Here is a 25,016-nt window from a genome sequence, read left to right as displayed (position 1 = left end):
AGCGACCAGCCGTGCCCCACCGGCCCGTTGACCCCCCCGCCCGCGTACATCAGGCTCAGGTTGGGCTGCATCCCGCCGATGCCCGGCGGCACCGCGATGGCCTGCCCGTAGGCCGGGCTGCCCGAGCTGGAAACGCTGACCTGGGCCGCGGCGCTCGTCGCGCCCAGCCCCATCCCGATGGCGCATGCGAGCGCCAGCCAAGCGCGCAGAGGCGCGCGTGCCGTCCGAACCATACGAATCTCCCTGAAGCAGCAGCTCCTCGAGGCGCGCCGGCTCGACGACGGAACATGGGAGATCTCACGTCCCGTCGCGCGGCGCCGCCTGGCGTCTGCACCCGCTTCCGACGCAACTGCGGCGCATCTAGAAGCGGACGCGCGATGTTAAGCGGGCGTCAAGAGGCCGGCATTAGGGAACTCACTTCCCCCCTCAAGGGGGAGACGGTTCAACTGCCATGCCATCGATGCCAGGTCTTGCCACAATGCGCGCCGTTCGAATCGGGATCGACAAGACACTGGGAAGGCAACATGAAACGCGCAGTGATCCAGGCCATCACGGCCACGATGGCCCTGACGGCATCGATGTACACGCCGATGGTGAATGCCGGCGTGCATTGCACCGAGAAGATCAGGAGCGCCATCCTTCACGAGAATGGCGAGGTCTACTTCGAGACGGACAACACCTGCAATGGCGCCTGGTGCCAGGTTGCCTGGGGAACGTCCGAGAGAAAGAAGAATGCGCTCGCGATGCTGCTCTCGGCCAAGCTGGCGGAGCGGCCCGTCACGTTCTATTGGCCGACGCTCAATGCATGCAGCGAGAAGAACGTGGTGTACGCCTCCCCCGGCTACATGGTGTTGTATTGAGCAGCGGCGTTCGCGTCACATGTAGAGCTCGTTCAGATCCTCGCCGTCCGCCCATCGCGTGCACGTACCTGGACCGATGGCCGTGACCGGCTGCCCCATCGAGCGTGCAGCGATCAGCACCGCCAGCTGACGCTTGCCGGCGGCGGAATTCTCGTCCTTGATCATCCAGTAGTCCCCCGTCGCGCACGCGGGCTTGTCCTGGTGCGCGTTCTCAAGCACGAAGTACACCAAGCCGTCCGAAGCGCGAATGGTGATGGTCTTGATTCGTCCGGTCTGATTGCCCGCGTGGGCCGGCATGACGGCCAGGAGCGCCAGTGCGACGCTGGCAATGGACTTGATCATCGACTCTCTCCCTGTTGATTGAAACGATTCAACCCTGCATCGATACGTAGCCGATCTGACATTGCCCCGAGACCATCTTCGAGAAGATCACCACGGTCTTCTCCATGGCCTTGGCCATCATGAGCACCGAGACATAGGCCTTGTAGTTGTCATCAGACTTGTTGAGGAACGCGAAACCCGAGCCCCCGGCGCACATCTGCTGGCCGCCGATGAAGACACGGAATCCATAGTTCTCCGCGCCCGTCACGTCGATCACCGAGATCTTCCCGGTCACCACGCCATCCCATTGCTGGGCATGGGTCGTCATCGCCGCGGTCACGAGGACAGCGGCCGTCAGCAGCCGTTTCATCATTCGATTTCTCCCTGTTGATGGATCACCATACCGACCTGATCACCGCCTGCCGCCTCATCCCGGCGGCTTCGGCCCGGACCAGCGTCCAGCGCTGCATGCTCTCTCCTTCATTGAGGAGCTCCAGATACGCCAGCAGTGCCTTGTAGTCGTCGAACTCAAGGCTGACATCAGCACCACCCCGCACCGCATTCAATTCGATGGCCGTGACACGCACGCCGTCGACGGCCACCGTTTCCAGCGAGCGCAGCACCGCCTGCGTCGGGAACACCGCCGTGCGCGCCACCGTCAGGGCGTCTCGCGCATAGCTCGGCGGCGCCGCCGCGGCGGCGGCCTGGTCGGCTCGCGCGCGCAGGGTCGCCTGCAGTCGAGTGATCTGCTCGGCGTCGGCCGCGGCCTGGGCCGCCGATACCTGCCGTCGATCCCACGCTCGCCATGCGCCGATGCCGAGCCCCACGGTCAGCAACGCGCAAATCACCGCCCACGCGACCAGCGCCGCGATCGGTCGACGTGCGGGTGCGAAGTCCACCTTCAACGGCCTCATGTCGGCGCTCCCGATCGGAATGGCAGCCGCTCGTCCACGGTCTGCCCGGGCAACGCGCCCATGTCGAGCCGCATCAGCGCGACTGCGCGCGCGTCCACGTCATGCGTGACCAACGACCGGCTCAGCACCGAGTCGACCGGCTCGCCCTCCAGCGCATACGCCTGCGCGACGCGATAGGTCTCGCCCTCGGCCAGCAGCAGGACGAGCGAATCGCTGTCGGCCACCGCCACGCCCGCGAGATCGCCGGACGAGTCCGCCCCGGTCCGCGCCGCCTCGATCGCCAACGCCCACCAGGGCCGGACGCTCTCCAGCATCCGGCCGCCGATGGCCTCGATGCCACGCAACCACGCCGCGTCGATGGCCACCGCCAATCGCGGCGACGCCTGCCCGCCGTCGAGCCACACGCGGCTGTCCGCCGGCAGGCCGGTCGCGTCCTCGACCAGCGATGCCGCGATGGCCGTCCAGTCGGCATCGCCGACCGCGCCCTCCACCGCCGGCATCAAGTACGGCCGGCAGATCGCGCCACCGACCGTGACGCGCAGCCGCGTCCCCCGCGGCAGATCCCGTACCGCCGCGCTCAACGCAGCCAGCGCCGCCTCGCGGCCCTCGACCGTCGCCGCCAGCAGCAAGGTCCCGCCGAGGGCGAGGCGCACCGTGCCCTCGCCCACATAGGCGATCGCCGCCGTCCGGGCCGCGGCCCGCTTACCAGCCCACCACACGCTTGATCTCCTCCGCGCTCGACTCTCGCCGGCTCACCATGTCCGCGCCCAGTTGCGACAAGGTCCTCACGCCCTTCCGGTACACGTGCTCGCGCAGCGCCGACACCGGCGCGCCCGTCGTGACCAGGTCACGGAAGCCGTCGTCGATCGTGTGCACCTCCGCGATCACGCGGCGGCCCTTGTAGCCGGTATCGCCGCAGCGCTCGCAGCCCACCGGCCGCGGCACCGTCGCCGGACGCGGCAGGCCCATGTCGGCGAACCACTGCTGCTCCCGCTCGGTCGCCGGCCGGTCGGCCACGCAGGCCGGGCACACGCAACGCACCAGCCGCTGCACGATCACGCCGTTGAGCGCGGCCATGAAGCCGAACATGTCCAGATCGAAATGCTTGAAGCGGCCGGTGACGTCGAACACGCTGTTGGCGTGCACCGTCGTCAACACCTGGTGCCCGGTCAGCGCGGACTGCACCGCGATCTCCGCCGTCTCCGCATCGCGGATCTCGCCGACGAGGATCCGGTCCGGGTCGTGCCGCAGGATCGAGCGCAGCCCCTTCGCGAAGGTCAGGCCCTTGCGCTCGTTGACGGGCACCTGCAGCACCCCGGCAAGCTCGTACTCGACCGGGTCCTCGATGGTGATGATCTTCTCGATGCCGTTGTTGACCTCGGACAGCGCCGCGTACACCGTCGTCGTCTTGCCGCTGCCCGTCGGCCCGGTGACCAGCAACATGCCGTGCGGCAGGCCGGCGAGCTCGCGGATCATCGCGGCGCCGGTCGCGTCGAAGCCAAGCAGGTCCAGCGAGACCTGGTCCGCCGGATCGCGCAGTTGCGCCTTGTCCAGCAGCCGCAGCACCGCGTCCTCGCCGAAGACGCTGGGGATGACGGACACGCGCAGGTCCAGCTCGCCCCCGCCCAGCGACACGCGGAAGCGACCGTCCTGCGGCAGGCGCCGCTCGGTGATGTCCAGTTGAGCGAGCACCTTGATGCGGGAGATCGCCTCCTCCGCGCGCCGCGCGCCGTCCAGCCGGCCATGCGGCACCAGCACGCCGTCGCGGCGCAGGCGCACCGTCACGCCGAGGCGGTCGCATTCGAAGTGGATGTCGCTGGCACCGATCTCGTAGGCACGGCGCAGCGCCTGATCGACGAAGGCGACCACGGGGCCGTCCGCCTCGCTGGTGCCGTTCATGCGGCTCGCGCCGTCCGCGCCGCCTGTCGCTCCGGCCGTGGTCGTCCCGCACCAGCCGTCGAGCTGCGCGCGCGTCGCCGCCAGCGCGGGTACGCGGCGGCCCAGGGCTTGCGAGGCGCGTCGCAGCGTCGCCTCGTCCCAGGGGTCCGCCATCGCGAGCCGCAGTCGATCCGGATCACCGCCGAGTCGCACCGGCACCGCTTGCAGCTGGCGCGCCAGCGTGGCGCCACCGGGCCCGAACAGCGTCAGATCCGGCACCGCGTCTCCCGCCGCCGCGCCAGCATCGGGCTCGTTGCGAGCGCCCTTGACGACGACGCCGGCCCCGGGCACGACCATCTCCATGCCCCCGGCCTCGCGCAACAGCGCCGGCAACGCGCCAGACCACCGGTCGTCGCGCAGCAGCAGGTCCAGCACCGCGTCACCGCCGCCGGCCGCCGTCTGCACGGCCTGACGCCGCGCGGCCTGCAGCGCGGCGCGGAAGTCCTGGCGTTGATCGGCAGTCATCTGAAGGTCTTTCTCGAATGGGGGTGGCAGAAGAGAGGTCTTGCTGGGCGTGGCGCTCGATGCGTTGGCGAGGACTGGCGTGTGCACGTGGTCGGCGGTCAGCGGATGCTGCTCGCGATGTCGAAGATCGGCAGATACATCAGCACCACGATGCTCCCCACCAGCAGCGACACGAGCAGCAACATCAGCGGCTCGACGATCCGGGTCGCCCGGTCCATGAAGGCCGCGAAGTTGCCGGCATGCCGCTCCGCGATGGTCTGCAGCACGCGCTCGAAGTTGCCCGAGCGCTCGCCGACCGCCAGCAGCCGCCGGGTCACCGTGTCGGTCAGGCCGGACTCGGAGAACGCCGTGGACACACGCACCCCGCGCGTCAGCGCGGTGCGGGCCTCGCGCATCGAGGCGTCCATCGCGTCGCCCAGCGCCAGGCCCTCGCACCGCAACAGCACCTCGTCAAGCGTGAAGCCGCCCCGGAACATCACCGTCATCGAGTGATACAGCTTGGCCAGCCGGAACTCGCGCATCGCGCGCCGCACGGGCGGAATCCAGCCGGCGGCGCGCATCGCCGCGCGCTGGATCGCACCCTGCCGCCAGGCCACCACCGCCAGCGCCGCCAGCGCGGCGACGGCGGCGAGGATGCCGATGCGATGCTCCCGCACGAAGCCGCTCGCGACGGTCAGCAAGTGGGTCGACCAGCTCATCTCGCCGCGCAGGTCCGAGTACATCGCGGCGAAACGCGGCAGCACCACGATGATCAGGAAACCGCTGACCAGCAGTCCCAGGCCCAGCACCAGGCTCGGATAGATCGCCGCGCTGACGACCTTTTTGCGCAGCGTCTCCACCATCTCGTGATACCGCAGGTACTCGGACAGCGCCTCGGCCAGCGAGCTGCTGCGCTCGCTGGCGCGCACGCTGGCCACCAGCACCATCGGGAACCGCCCCAGCGATTCCATCGCCACCGACAGCGCCTTGCCCTGATGCAGTTGCGCCAGCAGCGCGGTCTGCAGCTCCGCGCGCGCCGCGTCGTGCCCGGCCTGCGCATGCAGGGTCTCGATCGCCTCCACCACCGTCATGCCGGCCACCAGCAGCGTGCGCAACTCCTGGCACCACCACGCGATGTCCAGCGCACGCGCCCGCGCGGCGCCGGCCCCGGCGGCCACGCCGGGCGCCGTCCCGGCGGAGACGCCGGCGGGCTCGCGGACTTGTTCCGCCGCGAGCACCTTGCGGCCGTCGGGCAGCCGCGCGCCGAGCGCCTCGCGCGACGGCGCCTCCATCAGCTCTTCGCTGACGGTCATGCGCACCGGATCGAGCAGGCGGACGCGGAGCTTCATGGCAGCGCGGTCATGCGATGGTGAAGGGGCGGGGGGCGGTCAAGGGGTGGTCAAGGGGCGGCCGAGGAACGATCGAGACACGGGCAACGGCGGCTCAAGCGGCTGATCGGCGAGCGCGGCGATCCGCGCTCACAGCTGGATGTCCGCGTCATCGCCGGTGCCGCCTTGCACGCGGTCGCGGCCGAAGCTGAGCAGGTCGTAGTCCTTGCCCGGTTGCTGGCTCGGCACGCGGTACTGGTAGGGCATGCCCCACGGGTCGTTGGGCAGGTCGCCCTTCAGGTAGGGTCCGCGCCAGCGTGGGTCGTTGGCGTCACTGCGCACCAGCGCGGCCAGGCCCTCGCCGGTTTCGGGATAGCGACCCATGTCGATGCGGAAGGCCTGCAGCGCCTTGTCGATGGCGTCGAGCTGCGCCCTGGCCGTGGTGACCTCGGAGCGCGAGATCTGGCTCAGGAAGCGCGGGCCGACGATGCCGGTCAGCAGGCCGATGATCAGGATCACCACCAGCAGTTCCAACAAGGTGAAGCCGCGCGCGGCGAGCGCGTGCGTGCGGCCGACGGGCCGCGCGGGAAGATGTTGGCTGTGTTTCATTTCTCGGAGTCCACGACGAATTTCCAATCCGAATAGCGACGCGCCGGCTGCAGCAGCAGTCCGGGGCGCCGCACGCTGCCTTCGATCAACGGCTCGTCCTCGCTGAGGCTGTGCACGCCCTGGATGCGGCCGTCCTCTCCCCTCACCACTCCCCAGCGGCCGGTGCTGCCCACCGGATCCGGGTAGAGCCGCCGCAGATGCCGCACGGTGCCGACGAAGCGCTGATCCATCAGCAACTCCTCCAGCTCCAGCGGCAGCCGCTTGTCGGTGCCCGGCGAGCTGCGGCGGTAGCGCTCCAGCGCCTGCACGTACAGCGCGCCGATGCGCAGCAACTGCTGCTCCTTGTCGCGCCGGGCCGCGTCGGCCCACGACTGCGCGGCGACCGACAGACCGACCGACGCCAGCGCTAGCATCACCAGCACCGCCACCAATCCGTAGCCACGCGCGACGCGGTGGGGCCGCTCACCACGACGCATAACTGCTCCCGTCCGGCGCGATCTCACGCGCCCCGGTGCGCACGTCGGCGACACCTTCGCCCTCCGCGGTGCCGTTGCGCGGCGGCACGGGCACCCAGCTGTCGGTGCTGCGCGTCAGCGGATCGATCGGGATCGCGCGCAGGTAGCGGCGCTCGACCAGTTCCGCCAGCGTCTTCGGATACCGGCCCTGGTCGCTGTAGAACTTGTCGATGGCGTCGCGCATCGTGTGCAGGTCGTGGCGCAGGGCGGTATCGCGCGCCTGGTCCAGGTGCTGCACATAACGCGGCGCGGCCACGCTCAACAGCAGCGCGAGCGCGGCCAGCACGACCAGCAGCTCGATGACGGTGAAGCCGCGCGCGACGCCGGCACGTCCACCCGCATGAGCGCTTACCGGGGCGAGAAGACGTCGATGGGATCGCGGCATCGTCGTGTTCCTCACCATTGCTTCAACGGCACGCCGTTGAGGCCGACCGCCGTGGACTTCGAATGCACGTCGTACACCTCGGGACCCGGCTGCGGATTGTCCGCATCGGACTGGTAGCCGCGCAGGCCCCAGCTCAGCTCCGCCGGCTGCGCCCCCTCGGCGAAGGGATCGCGCGGCACGCGCCGCAGGAAGCGGATCGTCTGGCCCTGGCGGTCCGCGCGCGCGTCGGCCACCTCGCGCGTCAGTTCCTGCAGCGAGGCCGGATACGGCGGGCGGTCGCTGGGGCCCAGCACCGCGCCGTTCTCTCGCGCGACGCGGTAGGCATCGAGCGCGTCGCGGATCTCCCAGAGCGCGCGCTTGAGCTCGCGCTCCTTCTCGCGCTGCACCGTCATCTCCGCCATCGGCAGCGCCAGCGAGGCCAGGAAGCCCAGGATCGCCAGGCACACCAGCAGCTCGATCAGCGTGAAGCCGCGCGCGCGGCGACCGTCCGCGGCGCCCATGGCGCGCGCGGGGTCGCGGAGGATCGCGCGGCGCGGCGTCATCGTCACTTCACCTCGATGACGGCGGGCGCCGGCAGCGCGGGCCGATCGCCGTTGGGCTCCAGCGAGACCGGCTGGGCGGTGTTGATGCGCACCTCGGCACGGCCGGCGGCGGTGGCCTTGAAGCGCAGCTTGAAGGCCCCCCCGGAGACGCCCGCGCCTTCCGTGGCGATCGCCTGGTTGCGCAGCACGCTCAGGTTGACGCGACCGGCCTCGACCCGCTTGCTGAAGCTGGTCGGCACCCCGCCCTTGCGGAAGTACTCGTCCTCTTCGGCGTCGATCAGCGTCAGCTTGTCGGCGCTGTATTGCACCTCGGTCATCAGGCCGCGCAGGTTGGCGTCGCGCAGGTCGACGCGGACTTCGATCGTCTCGCCCGGCTTGGCCTGGGCGGGCGCGGCGATGGACAGCATCGGCCGCCTGGGCTGCGACAGGCCCGGCTGGCCCGGCAGCGCCGGCATCGGCCCGGCCGACGGCCCGGGCGCGCCCGCCGTCGCAGGCGTTCCAGGCATGCCCGGCACACCGGTGGCACCGGGCGCTCCCGGCGCCGTGGGGGCGCCCGGCACGCCGGGCTTGCTGTCCGGTTGCGGGGTGTTGAACTGCAGCCCGCCGACCTGCCGCAGCTTGGGCGCGGCCTCGGTGCCGACCCACATTTCGGCCTCGCTCGCGGTGAGGCGCTTGACGTTGCGCAGCACGCGCGGCGTGATCGCGAGCAGCAGCTCGGAGCGCTTGCCGTCGTCGAGCTGGCTGGAGAACAGCCGGCCCAGCACCGGCAGGTCGCCCAGGCCCGGCACGCGGCTGGAGGTGGAGCGCTCGTCGCGGCTGATCAGGCCGGCGAGCAACTGGGTCTCGCCATCGCGCAGGCGCAGCAGTGTGTTGGCGTTGCGGGTGCCGATCTGGTATGCGAGCGAGCCCGCCGACGTCTTGATCGCGGCGCCCAGCGAGCTGACCTCCATCGCGATCTTGATCGCGACCTCGTCGTCGGCGAAGACGGTGGGCTCGACATCGAGCTTCAGGCCGACCTCCAGGTAGCTGATGCTCTCCGACACGAAGCCGCCGGTGCCGGTGGTCGTGGACACGACGGGGATCTTGTCGCCGATCAGGATCTTGGCTTTCTCCTTGTTGCGCACGCGCAGCTTGGGATTGGCCAGCGTGGACGTGTCGCCGACCTCTCGCCGCAGATTGACCAGCAGGTTCACCGCGCTGACGCCGATGCGGTCGCGGCCGATGCCATCGAGGTTGCCCAGCGTCAGTTGGTTGCTGCCGGGCGGCGCCAACGGCGTGAGCGTGAAGGAGCTCGGGTACTTCACGCCGAGCTCGGTCAGCCGCGTGGCGTTGACCTCCAGCACCTCGACCTCCAGCAGCACCTCGGGCTCGGCGCTGTCGTAGACGGCGAGCAGGCGCTCGGCAAGCTGGATGTTCTCGGGCGAGTCGCGCAGCGCCAGCATGTTGGTGCGCTCGTCGACAAAGGGCTCGCGGATCTTCAGCATCGCCTTCAGGAAGGCGGCGGCGCCCTTGGGATCGCTGTTGGCGAGGTTGAAGACGCGCACCAGCTGCTCCTGGTACTCGCGGTGCTTCTCGGCGCTGTTGGGATAGATGACGATGGTGCGGGAGTCGATGACCTTCTTCGCCAGCTGGTTGCTGGAGGTGATCAGGTCCAGCGCGTCCTCGACCTTGGCCTGGCGCAGCAGCACGGTGACACGGACATCGGCGCGCACGTCGCGATCGAGCACGAAGTTGATGCCGCTGTGGCGCGTCACCACGTCGAGCACGGTGCGCAGGCTGGCGTCGCGGAAGTCGAGCGAGATGGGACGGGACTCGGTCAGCACGCCGCTGAGCGCCTGGACCTGCGCCGCGCGTTGCTCGCTGAGCAGCCGGCGCTGCAGGTCCTGCAGGCCGCCATGGCGGGGGTTGTCCTTGAGGGCCTGTTCCAGGACGCGCAGCGCGCGGTCGGGCTGCCTGGCGTCGACCCACTGCTGCGCCGCGGCCAGGTCGGTGGCGCCTTTGCGCTCCTGCTCCATGTCGGACAGCAGCGCCTGCACGCGCGCGTTGGCGGGGTCCAGCGCCAGCGCCTCGCGCAGCGACGCGGTGGCCTCGTCGTACTGGCCGCTCGCGCGCTGGGACAGCGCCTGCGTGATCAGCCGCATCTGCGCGTCGTTGCGAGCCTGCAGCAGCGAGCTGCGCATGGCGGTGCTGTCGGGGAACTCCTTGACGCCGTCCTCCAGCGTGGCGAGCGCCTGCTGATACTGCCCGCCGGCCATGGCCTTGCGGGACTCGTCGCGGATGCGGTTCTCGGCGCAGCCCGCGATCAGGAGCAGCACCGCGAGCGCGCTGGCGGTGCAGGCGCGATGGCGGGTCGGCGGACGGAAGCGGTCGGGTCTCTGGAGCATCGGGCAGTCGAGTCAGGGCGACGGCGCGGCCGGCGGGATGCGGATCACGGCACGCTGTTGCAGGGGTTCGTAGATGAGGCGGATCTCGTCGTCGGTGATGGACTCGACGCGGTAGCCCTCGTCGAGCCGGGTGCCGGCCTCGACGAGCAGGTCCTTGTCCGGCCGCGCCAGGTAGACCTTGCGCTGGCCCTGCGGGTCGATCAGTTGGCCGAGGTAGCGGTAGTTCAACGGCGGCGCCGCGGGTGGAGGCGGCGGCGGCGGTGGAGGTGGCGGCGGAGGCGGTGGCGGCGCAGGCGGCTGCGGGACCGAGAAGGGATCGCGGTCGGCGGGCTCCAGCGGCTGGTCGGGCAGGCGCGCGGGCACGGCGGCCAGGGCGAGCGTCGCGGCGCCGACGCGTGGCGCGGGTGGCCGTGTCGTCGGCGTCGGGCCGCCCTGCCCGGCCGGCGCGGGCGCGGTGGCGGCGACGACCGGGGGTTCCGTGGGAGACAGCAAGGCCCAGGCGCTCGCCACGGCGCTCAGGCCGAGCGCCCAACGCAGGCCGGGGCGCAGCCCCTTGGCATTGCCGGTGTCGGGCGATGGCGGCGGGGGCATGGACGTCGAAGGGCGCTTGAACATGGCCACGTCCTCAACGGCGCACCGCGGACGCGGACGTCGGGGCGGTCGGGGACTTGGGGGCGGAGGCCGCGCGAGCCGGCGCGGACGCCACTGCGGTCTTGACGGACATCGGAGAGGAAGCCGCAGAGGCGCTCGACACCGCGGGCGCGCTGGTCATCGGCGCAGACGCGCCAGAGGCCGGGGCGGCTCGCGGCGCAGCCACCGCGGTCTGCGGCGTCACGCCCGTCGTCGCGCTTTCCGCGAGCGGCCGGCTCAGCCAGGTCGCGACGACGCGGGCTTCCAGATCACCGCCTGGATTCATCGGACGGATTCCGTTTCCCGCCATCGCACCCGCGCCGTTCATGGCACCGGCGTTGTTGAAGCCGCCCGACGACATGGACGGCGCGGCACCGGGCGCGCGTCGCAACGACAGCTGTTGCAGCACGGCCTGCTGCGCATCGCGCGTCAGCAGCTCGGCGAGCACCGTCTTGATCGCCCCATAGCTGCCACGCAGGTTGAAGTCGAGGCTCATGCGGCCGAGCGTGTTGGTTGTCGCCGGCTGATGCGCGGTGGAAATCGCGGTCACCCACACGGACTGTCCTTCCGCCGCTTCACGCAGATGCGTGACGGCGCGCGCGGAGGACTGCGTCAATGGCAGTCGGGCGGCGAAGGGCGAGGCATCGCTGGGAGGCGTGACGGCGGCCTTCGCGCGCAGGTCGGCGAGCGTGCTACGCGTGGCCAGGCGTTGGGCATCGGCGCGTTGCTCCACCTGGCGGGCGGCGAGCCACAGTCCGCCGGCAACCAACGGCGGCACCAGCGCCAGGGCGACCCACGCGAAGGTCGGCGCCTGAGCGATGCGTCGTTGGAGCGTGGCTGGATCCGTCAGCGCCCGCCAGTCGATGGAAGTCAGGCGCATGACGAGGGCGGGACGGGTCGGGAAGATCCGGCCGGGACTGCTGCCGAATGCATGGAGGGCTCCGGGCTACGCGACCGCGAGGGCGGTCACGCGCGGGCACGTCGCCGTGACAAGCACGGCAGATCTCGGCACGCCGGTCGCGCGCATGTCTGGAAACTTCATCTTGCCCTCCCTCATCCGCGGCGGGTGCCCGCCGGGCGGCCTTGTGTTCTTCGGCCAAGGCGCGACTTTACCGTGTCGCCATCGATCTTTGCGTGACGGAAGACGGGGGTGGGGTAGAGGATTGCCCTAGGGCGGCGGGGTCGGGTCGTGCATGCCCAACCCATGAACCGCAGGCAGCACCCGAGATCGGGCGCAGTGCGAACTGAATCGGGTCGATGAGGGGTTTGACGGCCTGCTCAACGCACGAGGCCGAGCGTCAGCGCTTTTGGGATTCGTACGCGGCCATCACCCCAAAGATCGACGCAGCCATCCACCCATCCGTTGAGCTTCTTGCCGGACGCCGGTGCGGCCAGCGCGGTGGCATACAGGTACTTGAAGCGCGGATCGGTCTTCTCGATGAGCACGAGTTTCTCGTGCCCTGGAGTGGCGCAGGTCTCGGAATGGCCGGTGGCGGCGTACTCGATGATCGCGTGACCAGTGTCGTGAATGCCGACGCTGATGACCTCCTGCGGGTTGTTGCCGCTGCCGGCCCAGACGGACACGGCGGAGAAAGTCAGGAGGCAAGAGACGATGGCAGGGATGCGGAGCGTCATGTTGAGGTTTCTCCCGTGGGGTCAATCGCCGGCCATGCCGATGGAGCCGATCACTTCATCCCAGACCGGCGCATCGCAATTCACCCCATCCCGCGAGTAGCGGACGATGACCTTGCGGTTGGCCATGTAGGCCGCGATGGCGATCGCGATCGCCGGTTTCGACAGCGCCGGATTGGCCGTCGCCCGAATCGCGCCGTTCAGGTAGCCGCCATTGACGGCGATGAAGAAGTTGCCGTCGACGTCACTCCAGACCTTGGTCAGGCGCATGGGCGCGCATTCGGTGTAGGCGTGGCTGACCAGCGGCAGGCTGGAGAGCAGGAAGGCGCTGATCAGAAGAAACCTTTTCATGGCGGCTGTCCTTTTTTCAATGTCATTGCCCGGCGTCGATTCCGAAGCTGGTGATCACGCAGCGGGCCGGCGCGTCGGCGTTGTCGTAGTAGACGAACATCTTGACGCCACTAGTTCGAACCATCGAATAAGTAATCCAAAAGCGACTCAAATCAGATTTGGTGAAGTTGGGGCCGAAAACCAGCTGGCCCTGCGAACAGGGAACACCGGTGTACCAGAGTACAACACGGTCGTTTTCGTAGTTCTCCACGCGCCAGGTGGCAGGATTGGAGGAGAGCACGACCATGGCCGCATGAGCGGAATTGGCAAGGCCGGCGAGACCGAGTAATGCGGTTGTGATGATGGATTTCATGGGTGTTGCGTTTATTTCACAGCCTCGCTTGATAGTTTTTATTTCAACAAGAAAATTATTGCCTGACTTCAAACCCGAGTCACATGGTCACGTGTGTGCTTGCCTATCCTGTGAAATCGGTTACTTCCTTGAAGGCACGACTAAGTAGAAGAAGACAGCATTTCCTTTGCGGCCTTCGTTACGAATCCTACAATGAAGCGTCCCACGCAAAAGGCATCAATTGCACCGTGCTCGCTTCCCAATTACTCAAGCTCTTATGCGACTTCCCCAGTATTACTACAAGCACCTTCGACCAACCTGGATAATCCAGTCGACTGACATTGAGAATCACCTGATACATCAAAAACAACCCCACGATGCGGAAATACATATGAGAGACCCATTCAGTTCTGGGCCTCACCCATGTTCCGTAAACTCGTTTTAGCTCCCCTTTTGACGCAGAAGCGAGATTTCCTGTTGATTCAAAATAACATTCAAATATGAATTATGACGGACCACTTCAAATTCTCCTGCCCGTAACAGCGCAACGTCTTCCCGTTGATGTGCCAGCTCACGTTGCACGATCGGATGACTTGATATAGCAATTTCGCTGTCGAAATCGTTTGGATCGAGATTAAGCATTCGAATCGCAGCTTGATCAGTAGCCTCGTAAGCTCTCCGGCCCGCCCAGGCTGCCTCTTGCGCGTCTGGCTTCATCAAACAGCGAATGGCATACATCAACGAAGCTAATGCATCCTCCGCAAGAGCATGCCACACAGTCCATCGATCTCCATCTTCTGGAAGCAAGCTCGTCATTTCCTCCAAGTGCTCAGACCAAACGACCCGTTCACTTGCAGGGTACGAAATTTCAGTCCACAAGCAAGTCAAAATTTCTCTTGGGCGCTTGACTTCCTGGATCTCCGCCTCTAAGGCATAGAGTTCGTAGCTCACAAGTTGACGAGTTGCGGTCGCCGTTGCAAATGCAAGCATTGCCCTTTCAGAAAGTTCCGCCAGATCCGTCTTCAGCAGTTCCTCATCAAAAGTTTTCATTTTTCACCTTGGCCATGTTGCGGATGTACTACTCGTCAAGCGACCACCACTCGCTTCAATAGCTTCACGGCATGAGAAGCAAATCGGCCTCGACACCGCCAATTGCGAGGGAGTTAGCGAATTATCGAACAAATATCGTATGGCGGTGCGCTCCGCGTGTTCGCCTGGAGACCGCGCCCCCACCTCTCCCGGCTGCAAGGCACTTCGTTGAGCTCGCGACAAGTCCCTTCCACCCGAAGCGACAATACGAGTACCACCCGTAGTTTCAAGAACAGCTGTGGTTCTTCTGTTTGCAGCGATCGGATCAAGTACCCCATGAATTGCAGCCACCCGGTCGGCTACCGTGGCGCCAGCTGCTGCCTCTGGAACCCCTAACGCAAGAGTAGCAATCTCCGCAAGAGAAGGATAATAGCGATTCGCCGCCTCAGCAAATCCATCAATCGCCGCCGCCGCTGAATCTTGTGTTGCCTCAATTGCAACTTCCCGAATAAAGCATCCCTTAACACAGATTGGCGCGAAGAAACGCGTGCGAACGCCTTCATTGATGGACTCTCGAGAAGGTTTAAATCGATCAAAGACGCCAAAGGATCGAGAAGCCTGAGACGCAAAACTGGATATCTTGCGCGCAGCCTTCGCCAAATAACTTGCTGCTGAAAACTGAGTCCCCGCAGTTGCGGTGGGCGGATTTACGGTAGCTGTGTCGATCAGCCGTAGGCAAGCACCGCTCGGACAGGACTGCCACGACGCCACGAAGACACGAGACAGCGCCATATCAACCGCATATTCATTGTCCCCCATCTCTCGGCTAGTTGGCGACAACTTTGTCGGCCAACTATCATCAGACCTTTTCTTCGGTGTCCTTTTCCCGTCGATATCAACGGGTGGAAGCTGAGCCACCATTCCGCTCGGATCGGACGCATTCAAGGGGTTGTTATATACATACGAATACGCACTGTAATTTTGCGTATTGAATCGATCCTGCAGCACCGGGTCGCCTTGAAGAAACACACCGACCAGATCGTCATAGATCCGTCCGTTCATGTTGATCAGGCCAATATCATTCAGCTGCTCATGGCCTGTAAAACCGCGCGCGGTTCCAGCGTTGGTATCGCTTCGCCAGTCAACTACCAATGACCCGCTGAGATCGTAATTTCCATCGTTCTGCCGACGTTTTCCGAAAGGATCGTAGGCATATCGTGCCGTTACGGCGCCAGAATGATCCGTGGTCGCGACCAACGAGTTCTGGTGGTTTTGGTGCCAGTACTCGATCTTGTTGATCGCCAGTACTCCAGCATCCGCAGGCGCCACCTGCTGAGCGTTCATGGCCGGCAAGCCACCCGCGCTAACAACCACGCCGACAGTTTGACTGCCGACTGTCAGGAAGTGCCTATGGCTGTTGACCCCATTTAGGGTTTCGAGTTCATACCCCAGTCCCCCGACAGCATCGGGATGGAGATACCAGAGCGTGCGCGTACCGTTGGACGCGACACGAGTCTCCTTGACGCGGAACTGTGATTCGTCATACGACCATGCATAGGCAATGCCGAACGAGGAACTCGCCGTCGCTACTCGATCGAATTCGGTGTACGTCAGCGTGCTGTATTTGCCCGCAGCTTTGGCAATGACGTTGCCATTGAGGTCGTATTGCAGAGCGGCGCCGGCGACGGACAACGGAGCATGCGGACGACGCACGCCGACCCCTTGCGCAGGGTAGGCATAGCTGCCTACATCGTCCTTAGACAGCATCATTCCCAGCGCGTTGTACTTGAGCTCGACACGACGCTGAATATTGGGAATCGTCGGCGAGGACACGGCATAGGCCGCCAGGCGGTTCAGCTTGTCGTACTCGAAGGACTCGCTGACCGCCCCGGAACCACTACCGATGTTGTCGACCCGGGAAGTCAGGTTGTCCACGTCGTCCCAGGCGTACCCCATGCTGGCGATAGCACCAAGAGCCCCGGTACTCACTGTCTGACCGGTCACTCGTCCGATGGCATCGGTGACGGTGGTGCTGACCACGCCACTCGAGAACACCGCTTGCTCGAGGCGACCGTCCGCGCGTTGCGTGCGCGCGGACCACAACACGGTGTTCGCTGCCAGGAACGAACCAGCCGGTATCGCACCTCCCGACGTAGCCGGCAGCGGCTTGAGGTCCAAGCTCGACAACGTCCGCAGCGCAGACAGGAATCCTCGCGCCGTGTACTCGTATCCGACCTTCAAGCCTGTCGGATAGGTCTTGCTGGCCAGATGCCCTGAAACGCCGTCATAGGCCACGGAGGTCGCGAACGACGGGCCTTGGGTGATGTCGGTTCTTGAACTGGTCGCGCGTCCCAGGGCGTCGTAGTAATAGCGTTTCGTCACGCCCTGCGCCGTGGTGGATTGGCTCAACCTGCCGATCGCGCCCGTGCCACTGTCATAGGACCACTGGTAGACATCATTGGACGCGCGCTGCTCAGTCCTGCGACCGAGCACGTCGTAGGCATACGTGGTCCAGCCAGGCCGCCCGGTAGCGCTACTGCCGCTGTCCCCGTCGTTCGGGCACGAGCTCTGCCCGTGACTGCCTCGCTGTTTGGAGTTCTGCGACGACTTCACCTGCCCCAGCACGTCCAGACAGGTCTGCGAAACACCCTTGTCCGGATCATCCGAGGCGACGACGCGACCGAGCACATCGAACGTCGTTGTGCTGACGTTCTGCAACGCATCGCGACTTTGGATCGGGAGTCCGAACGCGTCGTATCGATAGGCCAGCTGAGCGCCTCCACGATCCGTGACCCGGATGATCTGCGCCAAGGCATCGCGCTCGGAACTCGCTGTATGCCCTTGCGGATCAGTGGTTGTTGTCACAGCCCCGCTGTACTGCACCACCGTCAGTGTGCTGGCTCGACTGCCATAGCTGCCGTAGCCGAATGCGCCACCGCCAAAGGCACGTGTTGCCCGACCGTTCGGATTGGCGCTGTAGGTCCGAACTACTCTTCCCAGATCGTCGTAGTCGAACGAAGTAACACCGACGTCCTGGCTACCCTGCAACGCACTCGATCCGCTGGCAAGGAAGTAGGCGCCCGTCTGCATCAGCTTCTGGCCTTCGGGGCCATAGACGGTGTCGGAAACCACGGGGGTCCCGGCGCGACCGGCCGGTTGACCGGCACCATCGAAGCTTTCCGTGACGCTACGAATGGATCGTCCCAGTGCGTCGAGGTAGGTCCGAATGAATGGACCAGACTTGCTGTCTTGCGTATTGCGCGGCTCGGTATGAGTCATGCTCACCGCAGCATCCGGACGCTCAGGCGATGCGACGCTCGGGCAATTCGGGCTGTTGGACGACATGTCCACACCCGCCGCGGACAGCACGCAGTACTGCGTGACGACCGAAGTTCCGTCCGCAGAGAACTTGCGAATGACACGACCGAAGTCGTCAAGGTCGTCCCGAGCGATTGCGCCATTGGGATCCTCGACACGGATCGGTAGGCCGAACCGTGGGTCGAATCCCGACTTGCGCGCCTGCGAAAGCGCGTTCTCATTGGTCGTGGCGAAGACACCCGCAACAACCGGAATGCTGACAGCCGCCCCGTTAACGACGAAGGGCTGTGCCACGACTGCATCGAACCTGTCGCGCGTCGTGCGAGTCTGGATTCGGACGCGTGCCGGAGCGCCCTCACAGTTCGACTCGCTACTACTAGTGACATTGCCCCAGGCGTCGTAGGTTATCGATGTAGTTTTGCAAAGCGCGAGGTTGTCCGGCTCGACCTGCGTCGCAGACAAGCGCCCCGTTCCCGCCTCATAGATATACCGAACCGTTCTGCTGTAGTTCGACGAATCCACCGGCGCGGTGGATGTATCTGCCCTCGCCCCAATCGCCGCCAGATTCAAGATCGCGGTGATCGCGAGGATCTTGAATCTCACTCCCTGAATTCTCATGATGAGCATTCCAATGTCGTTCTTCTGAATGCCGTGCCCGATCAGAGGGCTACGACATCTGTGCAACTGGACTGATGCGCTGTCAGTCGTCCGCCAGGATCTGCCACATGGCGGCAACCAACGCAGCTGGCAGCCCCTGCGGCCCTTGAGGCACATTCGGCACCGTGCCGTTGATGCCGGTGGCCAAAGGTTCGTTGCCCGCAACTACAGTCGGTAGAACATTCGGCGCGGATTTGCTCACCGTGACCCGATCAGGGCGGGCAATCCACCAGCGGCACACCTGCGCGGTGGAACAGGCGGCATCGTCAGCCAGATAGCTCGTCGTTTCGGTACTGCGGAATAACTGCCCATTGAGCGACGCGATCGTGGCGACGGTAGTCGGATAGCCAGCACCATTAACGTCGGTCGTGATCGTCTGCGTTGGCATGACAGAGCCATCGAGGTCATATCCGACCGAGCGGACCAACCTTGCATAGGTACGTTTGATCGGTGAAACCACCGGCGCGCAGTTGCCAGCACCGGCAATTAGCGCATCACGGGCGCCGGCATCGTTGGCCGCATCACAGTATGCAAACTCCTTCGTCATCAAGACTTGGCCCTGATCGGCCACGGCCAGACTGGAGAGCACCGTGCGCGTGCTCATTGGCATTCCAACGTAGGGGAAGCTCTGGGAAAATCGCGTGACGCTGGTCATCTTGCGACCATTCGGCGTATCTGTCTGCGACTTGAATATCCGGTAGCCCAGGCTCCCTCGGCCATTCTTGTCTGCACGTTGACCCGCATACGCGTATTCGGTGACGGAAGGTTGGCCGGGGACGCCGCTGGGGCTCGACAAGGCGGTGACGATGACGCCTGAGGGCGCCACCGAAACCTGCCCCGTGTCGGCGCTCGTCTCGACGCTCACGCGGTCTGTCGCCGCCGCAGGCTGATAGGTGATCGAGGTCACTCCGGCGGCGCCTTCGCGTACCGTGAGCAGACGGTCCGGTGGGATTGGGTTGTCCGGCGTGTACAGAGCGTTTGACGTTTCGCCGCTGGCTACATCCCCAAGGCTGAGCACCTCAACAGACGACTTCCCGGTAAAATTACCAATGAACATCTGGCGCTTGTAGGTGCCGCCAGCCATGCCGTTCTGCATGGTCCCGAGTTTGTTCAACGGTATGTTGAATGCTCGGTCCTGTGTCGCCTGGTTGTTGCCCTTCGAGAGCTGCATCATGACCTGCAGATACTCCTCGTGTGGCTGAACGGCCTCGATACGAGGGATGAGGAACAACGAGTCGCTGCGGCCGTCACCGTTGAAGTCGAGCAAGACCGGATATCCACCACCTGCGAGCGGCTGGTCGCCGATCCATTCCGGCACGCCCTTCCAAGGAGGCTGAGGGATGACCGAGAACAAGGGGTCGGGAAGGCTCCAGACGTAAGTACCGCCACCATTGAGTCCCGAGTAGGTCAATCGCACTTCCAGCTGTCCATCGCCTTGGCTGTCAAATGCCATCGCGCTGGCGACCGAGTTGATCAATTGATCGTGCTTTTTGAAATCGAAGTTTCCGTCACCACGAGAAATCGCAATGTCCGCCCATCGGAAGTCGGCGCTGTAAGCGCCGCTGTACATCTCGGAGCGTGGATCCATGACGATCAGGTCACTCAGTCCATCCGCATCGAGGTCAACCGTCGCAGATCCACCCAGACCGGTGTAACCCAGTTGGATCATTGGATACGGCGCGAGGTTTGTCGGAACTTCAGAGAAACCGCCCTCCCCGTTGCCCAGAAATGCCCGAGTGCATTGACCACTCGGGCAGAGGTCAAACGTACTTGCAGCGAAATCCTTGCCTTCGATCTTCGATGTGATCACATCGAGAATGCCATCTCCATTCAAGTCCAGAAGGAAGAAGTTCTCCGCCGCACCCCACCCCTTGTAGGGGCTCGGTCCTTCTTCGCTTTGGAAGAACTCGGGGTACCACTCGCGGAACCGTTGCGGGAATCCCGTCACATCCTTCTTCACGAAGCCGCTCGGCAGATTGAGATAGAGCGCCGAGCTCATCGATGGACAGGGGTTCTCACCGACGACGAACTCATACTTGTTGACGAAGCGAAAGATGTCGGGGCGCCCGTCTCCATTGAAGTCGCGCACGATGACATCGATCCTGCAGTCCGTCGGCCAAGGCCAACTCTCAACCGTGAATCGCTCGTTCGCGATGACCGGGTCGATCACAGTGGCGAACTGCCCGTTCCCCAGGCTGCGATAGATGACGTTTCGTGGCGATCCGTAGACACTGATCTTCAACAGATCGGTCTTGCCGTCGTTGTCGAAATCCGCGGACACCGCACCGGAAGGGCTTCCGGACGTCCCTAGCGGGGAGTAGATGTCGTTCGGAAGATTCAGGCCGGCGACTTCGGAGTACGACGTTGGACCTCCCTCGGTGTAAGTGAACGACGTCGCAGGCAGACATGTGCCACCGGCAGGCGTCGTGCACACGCGTGCATCCTTCAGGCGAGGGCGACCGCTGACGGTGCCTGTGTCGTAGCTCAGTCTCGTGGTCTGCGCATGCACTGCGCCGGAAATCGATCCAACGTCGGTCGGAGCATTCACATACGTCGAGATGGCATTCAACAGCCGGACCGACACCGATTTGTTGCCGCGATAGAGCGTCTCTTCGCGCGCGCCCGGCGTGTCCGCCCGCTCGGAGTAAGAGAAGACTACCTTGTTGCCTGGCCCGTACTGAATCTCCCGCACCACGACGTCGAGGCCTGGCGTGGCATATCCGTCGGTGCCGCCGACATTCGTTCCAAGTGAATAAGATGCTTGGTCATAGAAGAATCGAATGCTATTGCCATGTCGATCCCGCATTTCCGACACGAGCCACGTCATGCCGGTCTTTGCATAGGCGACTTGCGATCCAACAACGAGCGCATTGCTGCCGAAATCGTCGGGCCCCTTGCCCAGGACTGCCATGCTGCCGTCAGCCTGCCAGACCTGAAAGTACTGCGGTCCAGTCTCTCCAGAAGTTCCGACCATGCCGTAGGCCCGCACGCGCGTCCGGCTATCCGTCTCCACACGGAACTCCCTGTACGCCGAAGCACCCAGCCCTTCCGCATCCCGACTGGCAAGACCTGTCACCGGATTGCCGCTGCCGTCGAGCGCGATCAACCGCGCGCCGTTGAAGCACAACTTGTCGGTCGCCATGAAATTGATGGTTCCCGGCATCCCATCGATGGCCTTGATCCCCGCGCATCGCGTGATCTGCGCACCGACATTCAACGACCACCCGGTACCGACAGAGCCATTCCGTCCCCCGGTGTAGTTGATGGAGATGCTCGGCTCCGGCCCTCGCCCTGGCGGGGTCGAGACGCTGATGCTGTATCCCGGCTGACCGCCAGGAGACACCGAAACCGCCGCATGGCTCGTCATCGAAACGCCGGTCACCACGGCGAGCAGCGCCATTCGAAGGGACAAGTAGTTCTTCATTTCACGCAGAGCCGAGTCTTTGGAGTTATTGAGATGTTCAAGGCGGGTATCGGGTAGCGGCCAAGCCACCGTGCCATCGGCGCGCACCGCGCTAGCAGCGCTCACAGCTTGATCGTCACCGACGTCAACGGACACGACAGCGGATCACCCCAAGGGCCTCGTCTTGCAGGGGCGGTGTCGTAGATCAACACGAAGGTCGACTTGATGGTGACGGCCTTCATCAGGGTGGCGTACATGACGATATCGTCGTCCGCATACAGGTAGACGCTCGTGCAGCCGTCCTCGAGAGTAGGCGCGTAGAGCATCTGCATCTTTCGCGCACCAACGGTCCCATGCGAGGCCGAATGCGCGCGCAGTTGCAGCGCCATATCGGGCGTGATCGTGGTGACCCTCTCGTCGGCCTGGGCGATACCGCACGACAACAGCAAAACTGCTGCGGCAGCAAGTCCGATTCGCTTCATATCCTCTCCCTCGTTTCCCGCGACGTGCCTGCATGGGCGCCGTCGTCATGTGTTCCTGATTGTCGGCACGAACAGTGACAACTCAGGGAATCTCGCGGACACACTTCAGCGAACAATCAGCAAATCGCATGGCTACGCAACTTCATTCCGCCGAGGCCTTCCAAGACCCGCACCACCATCACGTCACTTCGCAGGATGCCGCTTGCCGTCACGGATCCAACCCCACCCACATCAGGCTGCATTCCCCGACGAACGCGCACAACGCCGGGTCGTCGGTGATCCGAAGCCGCACGGTCTTCCCTTTTGACAGCGCCGCCGTCAACAGCATGAACATCCGCTGATCGCGATCGACCGTCTTCAACGTGGAGATAAATCGCGGACTGCAATTGACGCCATTCGGCATCGTGAATCCGCCGCGCACCGCAATGGCGAGCGTGCCGGCCAGATGCCCGCTGTCGGGTACTTCGACGACAACGACGCTCTCCAGATGCACGGGCCCAGTGTCTCCCGCGCCCGCCCATGAAGAGCCGCCCGGCAGCGCCACGGCCAATGCGCCTGCCACCGCCAGCGCCCGCCACTTGACTCGAAGGATGTTCTTGGCCGTCATCGATTCCCTCCCCTCTCCCGCCATCAACGCCCCGGCGCCCATGCCGCCTTCACGGATCCACCCCCACCCACATGAGACTGCACCGCCCAATGAATGCTCGGCGTGCCGGATCGTCAGTGATGCGAAGCCGCACCGACTTCCCCTTCAGGTGCGCGGCGGTCAGCAAGGTGAACATGCGCAGATCGGCATCGGTGGCTTGAAGCGTGGTGATGTAGCGCGTGTCGCAAACCACGCCCGGCGGCAGCGTGAACCCGCCCCGCACCTCGATCTCCATGTTCCCCGCCAGATGGCCGCCGTCGGCGACGGCAAGCACGCCGACGCTCTGCAGATACACCGGGCCGGTATCCCCCGCGGCGGCAAGCGCCGTCTGGCTGCCCAGGGACGCCATCGCCAGCATCCCGATCAGCATGGCTCGCGCCGCGCGCGACGACCGGCGCGACACCGCCTTCGCGGTCCGTTGCATTCGCTTCATGCCCTCTCCCTCATTTCTTGCGACACGCCTGCATGGGCGCCGTCGTCATCTCTGAAGAACGCTCGGATTCAGCCGTGACAGCTCAGGGAATTTCCCCGATGTAGGTCGGCACCGGCGCCAGACCATAGGTCGGCAAGGTCGCGCAATTTCCCTCTCCCGGGAAGTAGAACGTCGCCAATGCGTTGCGCTTCTTCACGCCCAGCAGCAGCGCGGTCCACATGGAGCAGGTCGTCGGGGACACCGTCCCGTACTGCGTATTCAGGTTGCAGATCACCGTGAAGTCATTGCGCCCGCTGTGCATCACGTTCACTCCGCCGTCCGCATAGACGAGGACGTACTTGATGCTCACATTGCACTCGTACGCCGCGTGTGCCTGCATCGGCAACACCGCCGCCACGACGAAGGCCATCAGCCTTGTCAGCTTTTTCCTCATGACCACTCCCTGCAGTCGTTCTTGATTTGATGACCCCGGGGGTCTGCGCCGCCCAACGGTCCGGCGACTCCCGCCGCGCGTGGCGCGCACCTTAACGCGATCACAACATCTTGTCGATGCGGATCGATCCCCGGAACCCACGCCCCACACGCTCCCCCCCGCCCACGGACCCGTCCCTTAAACTCGCCGCGCCCAGCCCCCACTCCGGACCCATCCATGAAGAGCTCCAAGACCAGCCGCTCCGCCGCCTCGAAGGTGACGCTGGGCATGGTGGCGGAGGTCAGCGGCGTCTCACCCAGCACCGTCTCGCGCATCCTCAACGGCACCGCCGTCGTGAGCCAGGAGAAGAAGGACGCGGTCGACCGCGCCATCGCCGAGCTGGGCTTCGTCCCCAACCCCATCGCCCGCGTGCTCGCCGGCGGACGCTCGCAGAGCGTGGGCGTCGTGACGCAGGCGATCGACAGCCCCTACTACGGCGTCGCGCTGCGCGGCATCGAGGAAGTGCTGGACGCCGCCGGCTTCGTGCCGCTCTTCGCCAGCGGGCACTGGAACGCCAAGGAGGAGCAGCGCTGCATCGACACGCTGCGCTCGCGCCGCGTCGACGGCCTCATCGTCCTCACCGGCCGGCTCAGCGACGACTCGCTGCGCAAGCTCGCCAAGGACCTGCCGGTGGTCGTCACCGGCCGCACGCTCAAGGCGCAGGGCCTGTATTCGCTGAACTTCAACGACTTCGAGGGCGCGCGGCTCGCCACGCATCACCTGCTGTCGCAGGGCCATCGCAAGATCGCGTTCATCACCGGCGACCCGGTCCACCCCGATGCCCAGGAGCGCCTGCGTGGCTACCGCGCCGCGCTCGAGGCGGCCGGCGTGAAGTACAAACCCGCGCTCGTGCTGCCCGGCCTGTTCCACGAGGACAGCGGCCTGATGGCCGTCGAGCGCCTCATCGACAGCCGCGAGCCCTTCACCGCGATCTTCGCGGCCAACGATCAGATGGCCTTCGGCGCGTCGCTCGCGCTCCACCGACGCGGCCTGCGCGTCCCCGATGACGTCTCCATCGTCGGCTTCGACGATCTCGCCGGCGCCGCGCATTCGATCCCGCCGCTCACCACCATCCACCAGGCCGGCCTGGAGCTCGGCCGCTGCGCCGCCCAGGCCCTGCTGGACCTGCTGGCCGACCGCAAGCCCACCGCGCAGTTGCCCGAGCCGCGCCTGATCATCCGGTCGTCCACCGGCGCCCTTTGAGCCCGCCTGCGATGTCGCTCCGCTCGACGTCCCACGCCGGCACTCCACCCTAAGCGATAACCCTGCTACGTTTCGGATCTTGTCGTCGCTATCATGAAAGCGCTTTCATAAATACGACAACGGAGATGAACGGCATGCGGCAGTGGGCCTCGCGCACGGCGGCGATCGGCATGGGCTTGGCCCTGACCT

At 65.3% G+C, this 25,016-nt stretch carries 26 protein-coding genes; 2 read left to right on the top strand and 24 right to left on the bottom strand.

The window, feature by feature from the left end:
- On the bottom strand, window positions 1-233 hold a 233-nt coding region (locus CDN99_RS20170; protein ID WP_141100888.1), incomplete at its 3' end, for a hypothetical protein.
- 291 nt (window positions 234-524) lie between these two features.
- On the opposite strand from CDN99_RS20170, the gene CDN99_RS20165 reads away from it, so the two are divergent.
- A complete protein-coding gene (locus CDN99_RS20165; RefSeq protein ID WP_141100887.1) occupies window positions 525-860 on the top strand; it encodes a hypothetical protein in 336 nt (111 codons plus the stop codon).
- A gap of 15 nt (window positions 861-875) precedes the next feature.
- Here CDN99_RS20165 and CDN99_RS20160 read toward each other — a convergent pair whose 3' ends face one another.
- From CDN99_RS20160 to CDN99_RS20050, 23 genes are all read right to left on the bottom strand, one after another.
- The gene (locus tag CDN99_RS20160; RefSeq protein ID WP_202820300.1) at window positions 876-1,202 is read right to left on the bottom strand and encodes a hypothetical protein; all 327 of its coding nucleotides are present in this window, start codon (window positions 1,200-1,202) and stop codon (window positions 876-878) included.
- Window positions 1,203-1,230: 28 nt separating this feature from the next.
- Window positions 1,231-1,551 carry a hypothetical protein gene (locus CDN99_RS20155; protein ID WP_238139616.1) on the bottom strand — a complete coding sequence of 107 codons (321 nt, stop codon included), beginning with the start codon at window positions 1,549-1,551 and terminating at the stop codon, window positions 1,231-1,233.
- A 25-nt stretch (window positions 1,552-1,576) separates the two neighbouring features.
- Entirely contained in the window at window positions 1,577-2,095 is a 519-nt protein-coding gene (locus CDN99_RS20150; protein WP_088386672.1) for a hypothetical protein, read from the bottom strand.
- Window positions 2,092-2,814, bottom strand: coding sequence for a hypothetical protein (locus CDN99_RS20145; RefSeq protein ID WP_088386671.1), 723 nt, complete (start codon window positions 2,812-2,814; stop codon window positions 2,092-2,094). Before CDN99_RS20145 ends, CDN99_RS20150 begins: the two co-directional genes overlap by 4 nt.
- Window positions 2,798-4,498 carry a GspE/PulE family protein gene (locus CDN99_RS20140; RefSeq protein ID WP_141100886.1) on the bottom strand — a complete coding sequence of 567 codons (1,701 nt, stop codon included), beginning with the start codon at window positions 4,496-4,498 and terminating at the stop codon, window positions 2,798-2,800. The genes CDN99_RS20145 and CDN99_RS20140 overlap by 17 nt, the downstream gene beginning before the upstream one ends.
- Before the next feature lie 98 nt (window positions 4,499-4,596).
- On the bottom strand, window positions 4,597-5,826 hold the full coding sequence (locus CDN99_RS20135) for a type II secretion system F family protein (protein ID WP_088386670.1): 1,230 nt from the start codon (window positions 5,824-5,826) through the stop codon (window positions 4,597-4,599).
- Between the two features lie 129 nt (window positions 5,827-5,955).
- Window positions 5,956-6,414, bottom strand: a complete 459-nt coding sequence (gspG, locus tag CDN99_RS20130; RefSeq protein ID WP_088386669.1) for a type II secretion system major pseudopilin GspG — start codon at window positions 6,412-6,414, stop codon at window positions 5,956-5,958.
- Window positions 6,411-6,836 carry a type II secretion system protein gene (locus CDN99_RS20125; RefSeq protein WP_141100885.1) on the bottom strand — a complete coding sequence of 142 codons (426 nt, stop codon included), beginning with the start codon at window positions 6,834-6,836 and terminating at the stop codon, window positions 6,411-6,413. Before CDN99_RS20125 ends, gspG begins: the two co-directional genes overlap by 4 nt.
- 40 nt (window positions 6,837-6,876) lie before the next feature.
- Complete coding sequence (locus CDN99_RS20120) at window positions 6,877-7,314, bottom strand: type II secretion system protein (RefSeq protein ID WP_088386701.1); 438 nt, start codon at window positions 7,312-7,314, stop codon at window positions 6,877-6,879.
- Window positions 7,315-7,325: 11 nt separating this feature from the next.
- Complete coding sequence (locus CDN99_RS20115) at window positions 7,326-7,856, bottom strand: type II secretion system protein (protein WP_238139615.1); 531 nt, start codon at window positions 7,854-7,856, stop codon at window positions 7,326-7,328.
- Window positions 7,857-7,858: 2 nt separating this feature from the next.
- Complete coding sequence (locus tag CDN99_RS20110) at window positions 7,859-10,240, bottom strand: secretin GspD/PilQ domain-containing protein (protein ID WP_088386667.1); 2,382 nt, start codon at window positions 10,238-10,240, stop codon at window positions 7,859-7,861.
- Between the two features lie 12 nt (window positions 10,241-10,252).
- Window positions 10,253-10,855, bottom strand: a complete 603-nt coding sequence (locus CDN99_RS28720) for a hypothetical protein (protein WP_088386666.1) — start codon at window positions 10,853-10,855, stop codon at window positions 10,253-10,255.
- 10 nt (window positions 10,856-10,865) lie between these two features.
- Window positions 10,866-11,750 (bottom strand): hypothetical protein, encoded by an 885-nt coding sequence (locus CDN99_RS20100; protein WP_088386665.1) that lies wholly within the window; start codon window positions 11,748-11,750, stop codon window positions 10,866-10,868.
- Window positions 11,751-12,148: 398 nt separating this feature from the next.
- Window positions 12,149-12,505: a hypothetical protein gene (locus tag CDN99_RS20095; RefSeq protein ID WP_088386664.1), complete on the bottom strand. Its 357-nt coding sequence runs from the start codon at window positions 12,503-12,505 to the stop codon at window positions 12,149-12,151.
- 21 nt (window positions 12,506-12,526) lie between these two features.
- Window positions 12,527-12,853 carry a hypothetical protein gene (locus tag CDN99_RS20090; RefSeq protein WP_088386663.1) on the bottom strand — a complete coding sequence of 109 codons (327 nt, stop codon included), beginning with the start codon at window positions 12,851-12,853 and terminating at the stop codon, window positions 12,527-12,529.
- A 22-nt stretch (window positions 12,854-12,875) separates the two neighbouring features.
- On the bottom strand, window positions 12,876-13,205 hold the full coding sequence (locus CDN99_RS20085; protein WP_088386662.1) for a hypothetical protein: 330 nt from the start codon (window positions 13,203-13,205) through the stop codon (window positions 12,876-12,878).
- Window positions 13,206-13,625: 420 nt separating this feature from the next.
- A complete protein-coding gene (locus CDN99_RS20080; protein ID WP_088386661.1) occupies window positions 13,626-14,234 on the bottom strand; it encodes a DUF416 family protein in 609 nt (202 codons plus the stop codon).
- Window positions 14,235-14,237: 3 nt separating this feature from the next.
- Entirely contained in the window at window positions 14,238-18,134 is a 3,897-nt protein-coding gene (locus CDN99_RS20075; protein ID WP_158218899.1) for an RHS repeat domain-containing protein, read from the bottom strand.
- Window positions 18,135-18,231: 97 nt separating this feature from the next.
- The gene (locus tag CDN99_RS20070) at window positions 18,232-21,747 is read right to left on the bottom strand and encodes an FG-GAP-like repeat-containing protein (RefSeq protein WP_141100883.1); all 3,516 of its coding nucleotides are present in this window, start codon (window positions 21,745-21,747) and stop codon (window positions 18,232-18,234) included.
- On the bottom strand, window positions 21,714-22,073 hold the full coding sequence (locus CDN99_RS20065; RefSeq protein WP_088386658.1) for a hypothetical protein: 360 nt from the start codon (window positions 22,071-22,073) through the stop codon (window positions 21,714-21,716). Before CDN99_RS20065 ends, CDN99_RS20070 begins: the two co-directional genes overlap by 34 nt.
- Before the next feature lie 208 nt (window positions 22,074-22,281).
- On the bottom strand, window positions 22,282-22,680 hold the full coding sequence (locus CDN99_RS20060; protein WP_141100882.1) for a hypothetical protein: 399 nt from the start codon (window positions 22,678-22,680) through the stop codon (window positions 22,282-22,284).
- 49 nt (window positions 22,681-22,729) lie between these two features.
- Window positions 22,730-23,152, bottom strand: coding sequence for a hypothetical protein (locus CDN99_RS20055; RefSeq protein ID WP_141100881.1), 423 nt, complete (start codon window positions 23,150-23,152; stop codon window positions 22,730-22,732).
- A gap of 82 nt (window positions 23,153-23,234) precedes the next feature.
- Window positions 23,235-23,585 carry a hypothetical protein gene (locus CDN99_RS20050; RefSeq protein WP_202820299.1) on the bottom strand — a complete coding sequence of 117 codons (351 nt, stop codon included), beginning with the start codon at window positions 23,583-23,585 and terminating at the stop codon, window positions 23,235-23,237.
- A gap of 216 nt (window positions 23,586-23,801) precedes the next feature.
- Here CDN99_RS20050 and CDN99_RS20045 point away from each other — a divergent pair, with 216 nt between their 5' ends.
- Complete coding sequence (locus CDN99_RS20045) at window positions 23,802-24,827, top strand: LacI family DNA-binding transcriptional regulator (protein WP_088386654.1); 1,026 nt, start codon at window positions 23,802-23,804, stop codon at window positions 24,825-24,827.
- Window positions 24,828-25,016 lie beyond the last annotated feature (189 nt).

It is taken from the genome of Roseateles aquatilis (genome assembly GCF_002205645.1).
Classification (GTDB): domain Bacteria; phylum Pseudomonadota; class Gammaproteobacteria; order Burkholderiales; family Burkholderiaceae_C; genus Roseateles; species Roseateles aquatilis.
This window is presented reverse-complemented; position numbering and strand designations above follow the sequence as displayed.

What these genes read in the sequence shown, in the direction of transcription:
- CDN99_RS20165 (WP_141100887.1), top strand. Translation starts at nt 525, where the DNA reads ATGAAACGCGCAGTGATCCAGGCCATCACGGCCACGATGGCCCTGACG.
- CDN99_RS20160 (WP_202820300.1), bottom strand. Translation starts at nt 1,202, where the DNA reads ATGATCAAGTCCATTGCCAGCGTCGCACTGGCGCTCCTGGCCGTCATG.
- CDN99_RS20155 (WP_238139616.1), bottom strand. Translation starts at nt 1,551, where the DNA reads ATGAAACGGCTGCTGACGGCCGCTGTCCTCGTGACCGCGGCGATGACG.
- CDN99_RS20150 (WP_088386672.1), bottom strand. Translation starts at nt 2,095, where the DNA reads ATGAGGCCGTTGAAGGTGGACTTCGCACCCGCACGTCGACCGATCGCG.
- CDN99_RS20140 (WP_141100886.1), bottom strand. Translation starts at nt 4,498, where the DNA reads ATGACTGCCGATCAACGCCAGGACTTCCGCGCCGCGCTGCAGGCCGCG.
- CDN99_RS20135 (WP_088386670.1), bottom strand. Translation starts at nt 5,826, where the DNA reads ATGAAGCTCCGCGTCCGCCTGCTCGATCCGGTGCGCATGACCGTCAGC.
- gspG (WP_088386669.1), bottom strand. Translation starts at nt 6,414, where the DNA reads ATGAAACACAGCCAACATCTTCCCGCGCGGCCCGTCGGCCGCACGCAC.
- CDN99_RS20120 (WP_088386701.1), bottom strand. Translation starts at nt 7,314, where the DNA reads ATGCCGCGATCCCATCGACGTCTTCTCGCCCCGGTAAGCGCTCATGCG.
- CDN99_RS20115 (WP_238139615.1), bottom strand. Translation starts at nt 7,856, where the DNA reads ATGACGCCGCGCCGCGCGATCCTCCGCGACCCCGCGCGCGCCATGGGC.
- CDN99_RS20110 (WP_088386667.1), bottom strand. Translation starts at nt 10,240, where the DNA reads ATGCTCCAGAGACCCGACCGCTTCCGTCCGCCGACCCGCCATCGCGCC.
- CDN99_RS28720 (WP_088386666.1), bottom strand. Translation starts at nt 10,855, where the DNA reads ATGTTCAAGCGCCCTTCGACGTCCATGCCCCCGCCGCCATCGCCCGAC.
- CDN99_RS20100 (WP_088386665.1), bottom strand. Translation starts at nt 11,750, where the DNA reads ATGCGCCTGACTTCCATCGACTGGCGGGCGCTGACGGATCCAGCCACG.
- CDN99_RS20095 (WP_088386664.1), bottom strand. Translation starts at nt 12,505, where the DNA reads ATGACGCTCCGCATCCCTGCCATCGTCTCTTGCCTCCTGACTTTCTCC.
- CDN99_RS20090 (WP_088386663.1), bottom strand. Translation starts at nt 12,853, where the DNA reads ATGAAAAGGTTTCTTCTGATCAGCGCCTTCCTGCTCTCCAGCCTGCCG.
- CDN99_RS20085 (WP_088386662.1), bottom strand. Translation starts at nt 13,205, where the DNA reads ATGAAATCCATCATCACAACCGCATTACTCGGTCTCGCCGGCCTTGCC.
- CDN99_RS20080 (WP_088386661.1), bottom strand. Translation starts at nt 14,234, where the DNA reads ATGAAAACTTTTGATGAGGAACTGCTGAAGACGGATCTGGCGGAACTT.
- CDN99_RS20065 (WP_088386658.1), bottom strand. Translation starts at nt 22,073, where the DNA reads ATGAAGCGAATCGGACTTGCTGCCGCAGCAGTTTTGCTGTTGTCGTGC.
- CDN99_RS20060 (WP_141100882.1), bottom strand. Translation starts at nt 22,680, where the DNA reads ATGACGGCCAAGAACATCCTTCGAGTCAAGTGGCGGGCGCTGGCGGTG.
- CDN99_RS20055 (WP_141100881.1), bottom strand. Translation starts at nt 23,152, where the DNA reads ATGAAGCGAATGCAACGGACCGCGAAGGCGGTGTCGCGCCGGTCGTCG.
- CDN99_RS20050 (WP_202820299.1), bottom strand. Translation starts at nt 23,585, where the DNA reads ATGAGGAAAAAGCTGACAAGGCTGATGGCCTTCGTCGTGGCGGCGGTG.
- CDN99_RS20045 (WP_088386654.1), top strand. Translation starts at nt 23,802, where the DNA reads ATGAAGAGCTCCAAGACCAGCCGCTCCGCCGCCTCGAAGGTGACGCTG.